The organism is Blastococcus sp. SYSU DS0539, from assembly GCF_054050855.1.
In genome coordinates this window covers 394518-406244 of record NZ_JBJHAF010000003.1, presented here as the reverse complement: position 1 = coordinate 406244, position 11727 = coordinate 394518, and the positions used below count along the sequence as shown (strand labels likewise).

Below are 11727 nucleotides of genomic sequence, written 5' to 3'. Positions count from 1 at the left end.
AGCTCGCTTCAAGATGAGGTCTCTCACCGGGTCAACCGGGTAAGGCCCCCGCCCAGACCAGCGGGTTGATAGGCCGGAAGTGGAAGCACCGCAAGGTGTGGAGCTGACCGGTACTAACAGGCCGAGGACTTGACCACACACACCTACCCACCCGGGTCTGTGATGTCAGGGTCATTCATGAAGATTGTCACGCGTCCACTGTGCGGTTCTGAACGCACGAACCAGGCTTGGTTCGACATGTTCACAGAGTTTCGGCGGCCATGGCGAGAGGGAAACGCCCGGTCACATTCCGAACCCGGAAGCTAAGCCTTTCAGCGCCGATGGTACTGCCCTGGAGACGGGGTGGGAGAGTAGGACGCCGCCGGACAACCATTCCCGAAGGGGCCCCAGCATCCGTGCTGGGGCCCCTTCGTCATACCCGCACCCAAAACGCCGCCGGCAGTGGGTGCTTTACCGCGGAAAAGCGTCCGACGGGTGCCGCGGACGGGGCGGGTCAACGGCGGGGGCGGGGCTCCTTGGTGGTGGCGGCTCCGCGTCATGCGCAGCCGCGACCGGACCGGCACGGCAACGGCGGCCGTTCCGTCACGTGGCGGAACAGGCGGAGTGCGGTGGCGTCGGTGTCCCCGCCCCGCTGCGGCGGTTCCGCCCTCGGGGTGGACGAGCAGCCGGTGGGCCGAGGGCCGGGGAGGCCCCGGTTCAGAGGGCGGCGGCGAGCGCCACCAGGTCCTCCAGCGTCGCGTCCAGGTGCGGGGAGATGCGCAGCACCGGCCCGGTCATCTCGCCGGGCGCCCGCTCCGGGCCGATCGCGCTCAGCACGATGCCGTGCTCGGTCAGCAGCCGGGTGCGCGTCTCGACGACGTCGACGCCGCCCGGCGGGCGCAGGGTCGTCGTCGCGGTCGGCTCCCCGGCCGGTTCGACGGCCCGCCAGCCGGCCACGCCGTCCAGGAGCTCCCGGGCGGCCCGCCCGAGCGCGGCCAGCCGTTCGCGCACGCGGTCGGGACCGGCCGCCAGGTGCTCCCCGACCGCCACGACCAGACCGATCCGGCCGGCGACGTGCGCCTCCCCCGACTCGAACGCCCGCATCGGCGGAACGCCCTCGGGCTCCGGCAGCACCGGGGTCAGCTGGGCGGTGATCGCCGGGCGGGCGACGAGCACGCCGACCCCCCGGGGGCCGGCCAGCCACTTGCGGGAGGTGCCGTAGACGACGTCCGCGCCCAGGTCGACGTCCACGTGCCCCAGGGACTGGGCGGCGTCGAGCACCAGGGGGACGCCGACCTCGCGGCACAGGGCCGCGATCTCGCGCGCCGGCTGCAGGAGGCCCCGGTGGCTCCCGATGTGCGTCAGGTGGACGAACCGCGGGGGATCGGCGGCCAGCAGCCGCGCCACGCCGTCCACGTCGGCCCGGCCGAGGTCGTCGACCGGCAGCGGCTCCGGCTGGAGACCGGCCGCCCGCAGCTGGGCCACGTTGGGGGCGTACTCGCCGGGCAGGCAGGCCACCCGCGATCCGGCGGGCAGCCGCCAGCCGTCGAGCAGGGCGACCAGCGCCGCCTGCGCCGACTCCACGAAAACGACGTCGGCGGCGGCCATGCCGGCCAGCCCGCCCAGCACCGAGCGGCCCTGCTGGAGCAGATCGTCGGCGGTCGCCTCGGCGACGTAACCGCCCAGCTCGGCCTCGTGCCGGGCGTGGTGGGCCGCGGCCTCGAGGGCGCGGTGGCTCTGCCGGCTGGACGCGGCGCTGTCCAGGTGCCGCCCCGGCGGCCGCGGGCGGACCGCGCGCCAATGGGCGCCGAGGTCGTCGAAGGGCAGGGTGGCGGTCACGGAGAGCACGCTAGGCGCCGGTCAGCTCTCCAGCTCGCCGCGGGCCACGGAGACGCCCGACTGCGTCGGGTTGCCGTCGAGCGGCTCCACCGAGACGTTCGGCGGTGCCACCCGGGACGCCGGACGGCGCCGAGTGCTGGGCCGCGACGTCCTGGACGGCGAGCTCGTAGCCGGCGTCCCCGGAACCCCACGCGTAGACGACGGTCGAGGAGCCCTCGGCCAGCGTCAGGTCGGCCGGGCCGATGGCGACGGTGTCGGTGCCCGCGAGGACGACGTCGGCCGAGACGGTGCCGGCCGGAACGGTGAGGGTCTCCTCGTTCGGGTTGGTCAGCCCGTCGACGACGACCTCGCCCCCGGCCCGGACGTCGACGGCCGGAGCGGCGGCGGTGTGCCGCACGGTGACCCGCGCCTGGCCGGCCGGCACCGCGCTGGTGTCGTTGACGAACGGCGTCAGGGCGGGCTGACCGGCCTCGGTCAGGTGGGCCACCACGGTGGCGTTGGCGCCGGCCGGGGCGGCTACGTCCATCGCCGACAGCAGCGGCTCGCCGGACGCGTCGGCGGCGTCGGCCGGGAAGAGCGCCAGGTCGTAGTCGCCGGCAGGCAGCTGCAGCGGGTCGGTCAGCGTGCCCGGCTGGAAGTCGTCGATCAGCCGCTCACCGTTGGCGTACACGTCGACGGGGAGGTCGGGAACGGCGTGCAGGACCGACACCGTGGCGGTGTGGTTGTCGGCCAGGGCCGGGGTGGCGACCAGAGCCATGGCGCCGGCGGCGGTGAGGACACCAGCGGTGCGGCCGAGCGTGCGGACGTTGTTCATGCTCTTTCCTCTCGTCGAAGGACGTGCGATACCCCCTCTTCCGCGGCCACCCCGGCCCCGGATGCACCGGCGGACCTCCAATCTGTCGAGCGCCATCAGATTGCGGTCGGTCACCTTCTCGCGCGGCCGGCCGCCCCGGCGGGCCGCCGCGGAGGCCCCGATCGGCGGGCGCGGGCAGGATGGCGGTGTGGACGACCGCGACCGGGACGACGAGGGGCGGGCCCGCAACGCGCGGCCCCGGGACGCCCTCGGGCGCCCCCTGCCGCGCGGCGCCGTGGGCGAGGAGCGCGCTCCGGAGGGCGTCGTCCGCGCGCCCGGGGCGGCGCTCGCCGAGGCGCAGGCGCTGCTGGACGCCGGACGGCCCTTCCACGCGCACGAGGTCCTCGAGGACGCCTGGAAATCCGCGCCGGAGCGGGAGCGGCAGCTGTGGCGCGGACTGGCGCAGCTCGCCGTCGGGCTGACCCATGCCGCGCGCGGCAACGCGCGCGGCGCGGCCACGCTGCTGGACCGGGGCGCGGGGAACATCGCCGGGTACGCCGCCGCGCCACCCCACCGGGTCGACGTCGACGGGCTGGTGACGTGGGCACGGACCCTGGCCGCGGCTCCGGACGCCGTGACCGACCCGGCGGCCGCCGCGCCCCGGTTGCGAGGCTGACCGGTTCGTCGGCGGGTCGCCCGGGCACCCCCGCGGGATGACAGCGAACGCAGCACGGCAGGACGGGGCGCGGGCCTCGGTGGTCGGGTCGCCGCCGCCGTCACCCTGGTCGCGGGCGCGCTCGTGCTCGCCGCCCGCGCCGCCGCCTCGGTCGTGGCGGTCGCGCTCGTCGTCCGCACCGTCGTCCGGCGCGACCCGGTGACGCTGCTCGTCGGCTGATCCGGCGGGCCGCTCAGCGGCCGCGCACGCGGGCGTACCGGTCCAGCGCCACCTGGCGCTCGTGCGCGTGGTCGACGACCGGCTCCGGATAGCCGGCCGGGACGCCGCCGGGCGCGGTCCACGGCTCGTGCACGTGCTCCGGGGCGAGGTCGCGCAGTTCGGGCACCCACCGCTTCACGTAGGTCCCGTCGGGGTCGAACTTCTTCCCCTGGGTGACCGGGTTGAAGACGCGGTAGTACGGCGAGGCGTCGGTGCCCGTGCCCGCGACCCACTGCCAGCCGTGGTTGTTGCTGGCCAGGTCGCCGTCGACCAGGTGGTGCATGAAGTACCGCGCGCCGAGCGTCCACTCCTGGTGCAGGTCCTTGACGAGGAACGACGCGACGATCATCCGCACCCGGTTGTGCACGTAGGCCTCGCCCAGCAGCTGGCGCATGCCGGCGTCGACGATCGGGAAGCCGGTGCGGCCGGTCTCCCAGGCGCGGACCAGCTCCTCGGCGTGCGGGCCGCTGTCGTAGCCCATCGCCTGCAGCTCGGGCTCGAGGTACTCCCGGGCGGACTCCGGCCGGTGCCACAGCACGTCGGCGTAGAAGTCCCGCCAGGCCAGCTCGTCGGCGTACCTCCGCACCGATTCGCTCTGCTCCGCGGCGGCGAGGTCGGCGAGCAGCGTGCGCGGGTGGATGCAGCCGTACTTCAGGTAGGCCGACATCCGGCTCGTCCCGTTCCCGCCGGGCACGTCGCGCCCCTCGGCGTAGCCGGGCAGCCGCTCGTCGCGGAAGCGTGCCCAGGCGGCCCGGGCGGCGGCCTCACCCGCGGGCGGCAGGACGACGTCGCCGAGGTCCGGTGCGGGCGGCGGGTCGTCCGAGCGGACGCCGGTGCGCCACCGGACGTCCGCGCGTGGCGCCGGCGCGCGCCAGCCGTGCTCCCGCCAGGCCCGCGCGAAGGGGGAGTACACGCGGAACGGCGTCCCGTCGGCCTTCGTGACCCGGCCGGGCGTCACCGCGTACGGCGAGCCGGTGCGCACGAGGGGGACGTCGCCCAGCGCGCGTTCGACGGCGTCGTCGCGGCGGCGGCCGTAGGGGCCGGCGTCCGCGCTGACGTGCACCGACGTCGCGCCGCCCTCACGGGCCAGCGCCGGCAGGACGTGCGCCGGGTCGCCGGACCGCACCACCAGGGCGCCGCCGAGGTCGTCGTCCAGGGCGGCGAGGCAGTCGAGCAGGAAGCGCCGGCGGGGGTCGCCGGACGATCCCCACAGCCGGTCGTCGACGACGAACACCGGCAGGACGTCGCCGTCCGGGCCGGCCGCGTTGCGGGCGGCGAGCAGGGCGGGGTGGTCGCCCAGCCGCAGATCCCGGCGGAACCAGAACAGCGCGGTGGGCACCCGCCGAGCGTAGGAACCGACGCCGCCCCCCGCTCCCCGGGAGTTCGCGCGGAGCGGGGTGGGTGCCCGCGGAACGGCGGTGGGTCAGGCGGAGCGGTCGAGGTCCTCCAGCCCCAGCACCCGCCACAGGCCCGTGCGGCGCAGCAGGTCCAGGGTCCGGCGGTTGGCCCCGCGGACGACGACGCTGCCGCCGCGGGCCCGGCAGGCGCGGTGGGCGGAGAGCAGGCTCGCCGCCGCCGGGCTGGACAGGTGCTCCACCTCCCGGACGTCGACGACCACCCGGCGCGCACCGGCGAGCAGGGCGTCGTGCAGCAGCCAGCGGATGTCGGCGACCCCGTCGGCGAGCATCTCCTCGGTCAGCCGCAGGACGACCTCGCCGGAGCCGTCCCCGGCGGGGTCATCGGCACCGTGGTCCCGGTGGTCGCGGTCCCGGTGGTCGCGGTCGGCAGGGTGCACGGCGGTCTCCTCGGCGGTCGGTGTCCGCACGGTCCGCTCCCAGCCTCACCACCGCAGTTTGCGATCACCCGGGTCACGACATTGCGATCGGATGACGGGAGCCGACGCGCCCTGGGCCGCGGTTCCTCGGTGGCAGCATGGCCGCGTGTCGTTGCGGATCCTGATCGTGGAGGACGACGACTCCATCCGGACCGCGCTGCGGTGGGCGCTGGAGGACGAGCGGTACGACGTCGCCGAGGCGGCCTCGGGGGAAGAGGCCGTCCGCATGGTGGGCATCGCCGCGCCGGACATGATGATCGTCGACCTGATGCTCGGCTCGATGGACGGCTTCGCCGTCATCCGCGAGGTGCGCCGCGACCACGACCTGCCGGTCGTCGTCGTCAGCGCCCGCGCGGACACCCAGGACATCGTCGCGGCGCTCGAGGTGGGCGCCGACGACTACGTGACCAAGCCGTTCCAGATCAAGGAGATCACCGCCCGGCTGCGGGCCCTCCGCCGCCGGACCGCCCCGGCGTCGGCCGGCTCCCCGGCCGACGGCGCCCGGGCGGGCGTCGTCCTCGACCACGATCCGCGGGCCCCGTTGGTCCTGCGGGAGGCCAGCGGCACGGTCTACCGCGGCACCGAGCTGGTCCCGCTGACGCTGACCGAGTACCGGGTGCTGTGCGAGCTGGCCGGTGCGGCGGGGCGGGTCCTCAGCCGGCAGGCGCTGCTCGAACGGGTGTGGGAGCACGGCTTCTTCGGCGACGAGCGGATCGTCGACGTGCACGTGCGGCGGCTGCGGACGAAGGTCGAGCGGGATCCGAGCGCCCCCCGGCTCGTGGTCACCGTCCGGGGGCTGGGCTACCGCCTGGACCCGCAGTGAGCCGCGGGTGAGCCGGGTTCCGGGGCGTCGCGGGCTGCGGCGACGGATCGTGCTGGGTTTCGCGGCCAGCACGCTGCTGGTCTCGGCCGTGCTCGTGACCACCACCTGGCTGCTGGCCCGCAGCTTCGTGGTGGAGCAGCGCGAGCAGGCGCTCACCCAGCAGGCGTTCGCCGACGCCGACGTGCTCCGCAACCGGCTGTCCGGCGCCGGGGACGACGTCGGCCGGGTGCTGGGCGAGCTCGTGCCATTCGGCGACGCCGAGGTCGTCGTCCGGAGGGGGGACGACTGGTACTCCTCGAGCCTGGACGTCGGGCGGCGGGACGTGCCGGCGGAGCTGCAGGGGATCGTGGCCACCGGCGCGGCGGGCTCGGTGCGGGTGGACGCGGCGGACGGGCCGCGGCTCGTCGTCGCCGTCCCGGTGGTCAGCGCGGGGGTGGAGTTCTACGAGGTGGCGCCGCTCGACGACCTGGCGACGCTGCTGCGCACGCTGGCGATCGTCCTCGGCGCCGGTGCGGGCGTGGCGACCCTGGCGGGGGCCGGGTTCGGGGCGTGGGCCAGCCGGCGGGCGGTGCTCCCGCTGGAGCAGGTCGCCGGCGCAGCGACGAGGATCGCCGGCGGCGAGCTCTCCACCCGGCTCCCGGCGACCGACGACCCGGACCTGGTGGGGATCGTGGCGGCGTTCAACAGCATGGTCGACGCCCTGGCCGCGCGGATCTCGCGGGACGCCCGCTTCGTCGGGGACGTCAGCCACGAGCTGCGCAGCCCGCTGACCAGCCTCACCACCAGCGTCGAGGTGCTGGCCACCCGGCGGCAGGAGCTCCCGCCGCGGGCCCAGCAGGCCCTAGCGCTGGTGGAGGGCGAGGTCGCGCGGCTGCGCGGGACGCTGGACGACCTGCTGGAGCTGGCCTGGTTCGACGGCGCGGGGCAGGTGCCCGACGCCGTCCCGGTGTCCATGACGGCCCTCGTCCGGGAGGTGCTGGAGCGGACCGGCCGGCCCGCCGCCCTGCTGGACGCCGCCCCCGAGCCGGAGACCACCGTGCTCGGGGACAAGTCGCGGCTGGAGCGGGCCGTGCGCAACCTCCTGGACAACGCCGACCGCTACGGGGGCGGGCCGGAGTGCGTGGGGGTCCGGCGCTGCGAGGGCTCGGTGGTGGTGACGGTGGACGACGCCGGCCCGGGCGTGGCCCCGCTGGACCGGGAACGGATCTTCGAGCGCTTCGCCCGGGCGCCCGGCTCGGCGCGCCGCTCGGTACCCGGAGCCGGGCTGGGGCTGGCCATCGTGGCCGAGACCACCGCGCAGCACGGCGGCGCCGCCTGGTGCGCCCCCGGTCCGAGCGGCGGCGCCCGCTTCGTCCTCTCGCTGCCGGCGGCGCGGACGTGATCCGCCCGCGCCGGCTGCGCGCCGTCGGCACGCTGCTCGCCGTCCTCACCGGAACGGCGGCGTGCGGCGTCCCCACCGGGGAGGGTGCCTCGACGATCGCGCCGTCCGACGTCCCGTACGGGCTGGCCGCACCGGCGCCCACGCCGTCGGCCGCGACGTCGGCAGTCCCCGGTGAGACCGGCTGGGCCTACCTCGTCGGCGCCGACGAGGCGCTCGTCCCCAGGACCCGGGACAGCGGCACGGGCCCCACCGAGGAGCGGCTGGGCGAACTGCTGTCCGCGCTGGCCGCCGGCCCGACCGAGGAGGAGCGGGCCGAGGGGCTGGCCACGGCGCTGACCCCCGGGGTGACGCTGTCGGTGACCGGCGTCGAGGGGGGCACGGCGACGATCGACCTGGCCGGGACCGCGCCCATCCCGTCCAGCCGCCGGGCCGTGGCGCAGATCGTGCTCACCGCGACGAGCCTGCCGGGGGTGGAGGCGGTGCTCCTGACCAGCGGAGGCGACCCGGTGGAGGCCCCGCTCCCCTCCGGGGCGCTCACGGACGGGCCGTTGCTGCCGGCCGACTACGCCGCCTTCCTCTCGCCGCCACCGCTTGCGCCCGCCACCCCCGCGCCGCAGCCCACCACGACCGCGCCGCGGGTGTCGCCCACGGCGGCGCCGCCCTTCGTCGCCGACACCCGGCCGGACACGGCCGCGGCGTCACCCGGGGCCGCCGTGACCGTGACCGACGTCCGCGTCGGCCGCGCGGAGGGCTTCGACCGGATCGTCCTCGAGGTGGCCGGCGCAGGGCTGCCCGGGTGGGACGCCCGCTACGTGCCCGAGGCGCGGTCGGCGGGCAGCGGGCTGCCGGTGGACGTCGCGGGGGAGGCGGTCCTCCAGCTGGTGCTCACCGGGGTGGGGCTGCCCGGGGACACCGGGATCCCGCCGTACGCGGGGCCCGATCCGCTGCCCGCCGCAGGTCCGGCCGTCCGCGAGGTCGTGCTCGACGCGATCGTCGAGGGGCGGCTGACGTCCTTCGTCGGCACCGCGGCCGAACGCCCGTTCCGCGTCTACCGGCTGCAGGACCCGAACCGGGTCGTGGTCGAGGTGCTCTCCCAGGGCTGAGGGGCGGAGAGCTGCACACCGGAGCGTGCCCGGTGCGCAGCTCGCCGGTGGACGGCTCGGCTCACCAGCGGTGGGCGACGTCGATCACCAGGCGCACCGCGTCGTCCCCCGGGGCGTCGAGCAGGGTGAAGGTGCGGAACGGCAGCCGGGCGCGGGTGCCGATCCCCAGCGTGGTGGTTCCTTCGTACGAACCGGCCCACGCCACCTGCTCGAACGTCCGGAAGCCGTCCACGTCCACGACCTGGCCGCGGCTGGGCGGCAGGTAGGTGGCCCGCCCGTCCGCGTCGTAGGCCGGGGCGTCGACGGTCACCCGGAGCGCCGCCCCGCCCGCCAGCGGGACGACGGCGCCGGAGCCCTGCTCGTGCACCGTGCCGACGTAGCGCACCGAGTAGCCGGTCGCCGCAGCGGGACCGCGCAGGTCGACGACCAGGCGGTCGAAGCAGGCGTGCCGGCCGGCGCGCACGTCGGTCACGGTCAGGCCGGCGGTGGCGGCGGCGCTGCTCTCCGGCAGCGAGCCCCACACCAGCCCGCAGTACGGGGCGCGGGTCGAAGCCCCGGCCGACGCCGGGGCGAGGACGCCGAGCAGCAGCGTGAGCACACCGGCGATGACCGCCAGGGAACCGAGTCGGATCCTGTTCACGAGAGCCTCCAACTGTCGGGCCCGTGCCCGGTGCGACGGGCCTCCAGCCGGAGGTGTACTCGCCGGCGAGGGCGCTCGGAGCCGCCGCAACGAGGTCTCCACCGACTCGTCGTGGCCGTCATGAGGTCGTCGCACCGTCGCAACGCCGGCGTCCGGAAACCGCCCGGATCGGGGAGGGCGGGACGCCGCGATCCGCGCGATCATGGTCGGGTGCCCGAGTTGCCCGAGGTGGAGGCGCTGGCGGCGTTCCTGCGCGAGAACGCCGTCGGCCACGTGCTGGCGCGCGCCGACCTGGCCGCGGTCCAGGCGATCAAGACCTTCGACCCGCCGCTGTCGTCGCTGGCCGGGCTGGAGATCACCGGCGCCGCCCGGCACGGCAAGTTCCTCGACCTCGACGTCAGCGGGCTCCACCTCGTCGTCCACCTCGCGCGGGCCGGGTGGCTGCACTGGCGCACCGGCCTGCCGACCGCGCCGCCGAAGCCGGGCAAGGGGCCGCTGGCGCTACGGGTGCACCTCGATGACGGGGACGGCTTCGACCTCACCGAGCAGGGCACCCGCAAGGGGCTGGCGATCTACGTCGTCCGGTCCCCGGCCGAGGTGCCCGGCATCGCCCGGCTCGGCCCCGACGCGCTGGCGGTGGACCGCGAGACCTTCGCCCGGCTGATGGCCGGCCGCTCCGGCCAGCTCAAGGGCGCGCTGACCGACCAGACGCTGGTCGCCGGCATCGGCAACGCCTACTCCGACGAGATCCTGCACGCCGCGCGGCTCTCGCCGTTCAAGATGGCCGACAAGCTCACCGACGACGAACTGGTCCGTCTCTTCGACGCGGTGCGGGCGACGCTCGGCGACGCCCTCGACCGCCAGCTGGGGCAGCGGGCAGCCACGATGAAGGGCGAGAAGCGGTCCGGCCTGCAGGTGCACGCGCGGACCGGCCTGCCGTGCCCGGTGTGCGGGGACACGGTCCGCGAGGTGAGCTTCGCGGACACCTCCCTGCAGTACTGCCCGACGTGCCAGACCGGCGGCAAGCCGCTGGCCGACCGCCGGATGTCCAAACTCCTGCGCTGAGGGCGACGATCAGGTGAGCTGATCCGTGGCGCGTCCTCCCACGCGGTCGGCGGTGCGGGAGGACGCCGCGCGGTGGGGGAGGACGACCGGCACCGCCCGCGGAGGCCCGGGAGCTCAGCCCGGCAGCAGGGACAGCAGCCGGGTCACCGTCCGCGCGAGCACCGACGAGCCGACCCCGGCGTCCGCCTGCGACTCGGGCGCCGCGGAGCCGACCGCCGTCCACCAGTCGCGCAGCGGTGGCGGGGAGAGGAGGTCGATCCGCTCGCCCGGCTGCGGGACGACGACGTCCGCGCCGGTCCGCCCGGCGGCGGCCAGCAGCCGCTGCACCGGCTCGGCCCAGCGGTGGAAGGCGAGGTTGAACGTGGCCCAGTGGATCGGCAGCAGCACCCGCCCGCCGAGGTCGCCGTGCGCGCGCACCGCCTCCTCGGGGTCCATGTGGATGGCGTGCCACGCGTCGTTGTAGGCGCCGATCGGCAGCAGCGTCAGGTCGAACGGCCCGAACCGGGCGCCTATCCCGGCGAACGCGGGCGTGTACCCGGTGTCGCCGCCGAAGAAGACCCGGTGCCGCGGCCCGGTGATCGCCCACGACGCCCACAGGGTGGTGTCGCGGTGGAAGTACCGGCCGGAGAAGTGCCGCGCCTCGGTGCAGGTGAGCGTCACCCCGCCGACGACGTGCGTCTCGTCCCAGTCCAGCTCGACGATCCGGGCCTCCGGCACGCGCCACTTGCGCAGGTGCTCGCCGATGCCCAGGGGGACGACGAAGGGCGCCGTCTGCGTGGCGAGCAGCGCCCGGACGGTCGGCAGGTCCAGGTGGTCGTAGTGGTCGTGCGAGATGAGGACGGCGTCGACCGGGGGCAGGTCCTCGATCGCCACCGGCGGCTCGTGCAGGCGGGTGGGCCCGAACACCGGTGACGGCGAGACCCGGTAGCCCCACACCGGGTCCACCAGGACGCGCTGACCGTCGACCTCGAGCAGCGCGCTGGCGTGCCCGAACCAGGTGACCGCGAGCTCGGCCGCATCGGCCGGCAGCTCGGCGGACGCCAGCGGGATCGGCCCGCCCGGCAGGCCCACGTGCCGCTCCTCGTGCCACTGCCGCAGCAGCCCGTCGCGGGTGTTGGCGGGGGAGAGCGCCGGCGTCGGCATCCGGTTGTGGAAGGTGCCGTCGGAGAACTGCGCCGACCGGGAGACGACGGGGCGCAGCCGGCGGCGGTGGGCGCCGAGCGCGGTCGGCAGCCCCCAGGCGGCCGCCGTCAACCAGCCGACGGGGCCCGCGAGGACGGCGGCGGTCAGGGCGGTGCGGCGAGCGAGGCGGGACGGCACGGTCCCAGCATCCCAG

General features: G+C 76.1%; 11 protein-coding genes and 2 rRNA genes. 7 read left to right on the top strand and 6 right to left on the bottom strand.

Features of this window, described 5'->3' with window-relative positions; translation table 11 throughout:
- Together ACI790_RS06205 and rrf are read left to right on the top strand one after the other, a co-directional pair.
- Positions 1-137: ribosomal RNA gene (locus ACI790_RS06205) — 23S ribosomal RNA — on the top strand; the annotation flags it as partial.
- 113 nt (positions 138-250) lie between these two features.
- A 5S ribosomal RNA gene (gene rrf, locus ACI790_RS06200) occupies positions 251-367 on the top strand.
- 329 nt (positions 368-696) lie between these two features.
- Here the strand turns inward: rrf and egtE are convergent.
- The gene (egtE, locus tag ACI790_RS06195) at positions 697-1818 is read right to left on the bottom strand and encodes an ergothioneine biosynthesis PLP-dependent enzyme EgtE (protein WP_456568912.1); all 1122 of its coding nucleotides are present in this window, start codon (positions 1816-1818) and stop codon (positions 697-699) included.
- A 10-nt stretch (positions 1819-1828) separates the two neighbouring features.
- A complete protein-coding gene (locus ACI790_RS06190; protein ID WP_456568911.1) occupies positions 1829-2632 on the bottom strand; it encodes a DUF4397 domain-containing protein in 804 nt (267 codons plus the stop codon).
- A gap of 187 nt (positions 2633-2819) precedes the next feature.
- Between ACI790_RS06190 and ACI790_RS06185 the strand changes: the two genes are divergently transcribed.
- The gene (locus tag ACI790_RS06185; protein ID WP_456568910.1) at positions 2820-3287 is read left to right on the top strand and encodes a DUF309 domain-containing protein; all 468 of its coding nucleotides are present in this window, start codon (positions 2820-2822) and stop codon (positions 3285-3287) included.
- A 232-nt stretch (positions 3288-3519) separates the two neighbouring features.
- Here ACI790_RS06185 and ACI790_RS06180 read toward each other — a convergent pair whose 3' ends face one another.
- Positions 3520-4884: a cryptochrome/photolyase family protein gene (locus ACI790_RS06180; protein WP_456568909.1), complete on the bottom strand. Its 1365-nt coding sequence runs from the start codon at positions 4882-4884 to the stop codon at positions 3520-3522.
- 84 nt (positions 4885-4968) lie between these two features.
- A complete protein-coding gene (locus ACI790_RS06175; protein ID WP_456568908.1) occupies positions 4969-5370 on the bottom strand; it encodes an STAS domain-containing protein in 402 nt (133 codons plus the stop codon).
- Between the two features lie 115 nt (positions 5371-5485).
- Here ACI790_RS06175 and ACI790_RS06170 point away from each other — a divergent pair, with 115 nt between their 5' ends.
- From ACI790_RS06170 to ACI790_RS06160, 3 genes are read left to right on the top strand one after another with little or no spacing between them, the layout of a single operon-like run.
- A complete protein-coding gene (locus ACI790_RS06170; protein ID WP_456568907.1) occupies positions 5486-6202 on the top strand; it encodes a response regulator transcription factor in 717 nt (238 codons plus the stop codon).
- 7 nt (positions 6203-6209) lie between these two features.
- The gene (locus ACI790_RS06165) at positions 6210-7583 is read left to right on the top strand and encodes a sensor histidine kinase (RefSeq protein ID WP_456568906.1); all 1374 of its coding nucleotides are present in this window, start codon (positions 6210-6212) and stop codon (positions 7581-7583) included.
- Positions 7580-8686, top strand: a complete 1107-nt coding sequence (locus ACI790_RS06160; protein ID WP_456568905.1) for a GerMN domain-containing protein — start codon at positions 7580-7582, stop codon at positions 8684-8686. The genes ACI790_RS06165 and ACI790_RS06160 overlap by 4 nt, the downstream gene beginning before the upstream one ends.
- 61 nt (positions 8687-8747) lie before the next feature.
- Here ACI790_RS06160 and ACI790_RS06155 read toward each other — a convergent pair whose 3' ends face one another.
- Positions 8748-9326 carry an AMIN-like domain-containing (lipo)protein gene (locus ACI790_RS06155; RefSeq protein WP_456568904.1) on the bottom strand — a complete coding sequence of 193 codons (579 nt, stop codon included), beginning with the start codon at positions 9324-9326 and terminating at the stop codon, positions 8748-8750.
- Between the two features lie 210 nt (positions 9327-9536).
- Between ACI790_RS06155 and ACI790_RS06150 the strand changes: the two genes are divergently transcribed.
- Positions 9537-10391 carry an Fpg/Nei family DNA glycosylase gene (locus tag ACI790_RS06150; RefSeq protein WP_456568903.1) on the top strand — a complete coding sequence of 285 codons (855 nt, stop codon included), beginning with the start codon at positions 9537-9539 and terminating at the stop codon, positions 10389-10391.
- A gap of 114 nt (positions 10392-10505) precedes the next feature.
- Here the strand turns inward: ACI790_RS06150 and ACI790_RS06145 are convergent, their stop codons facing one another.
- Complete coding sequence (locus tag ACI790_RS06145) at positions 10506-11711, bottom strand: MBL fold metallo-hydrolase (RefSeq protein ID WP_456568902.1); 1206 nt, start codon at positions 11709-11711, stop codon at positions 10506-10508.
- Positions 11712-11727: the final 16 nt, after the last annotated feature.

Bases quoted from the DNA above. Each gene is read 5' to 3' on its own strand.
- ACI790_RS06190 (WP_456568911.1), bottom strand. From the start codon at position 2,632: ATGAACAACGTCCGCACGCTCGGCCGCACCGCTGGTGTCCTCACCGCC.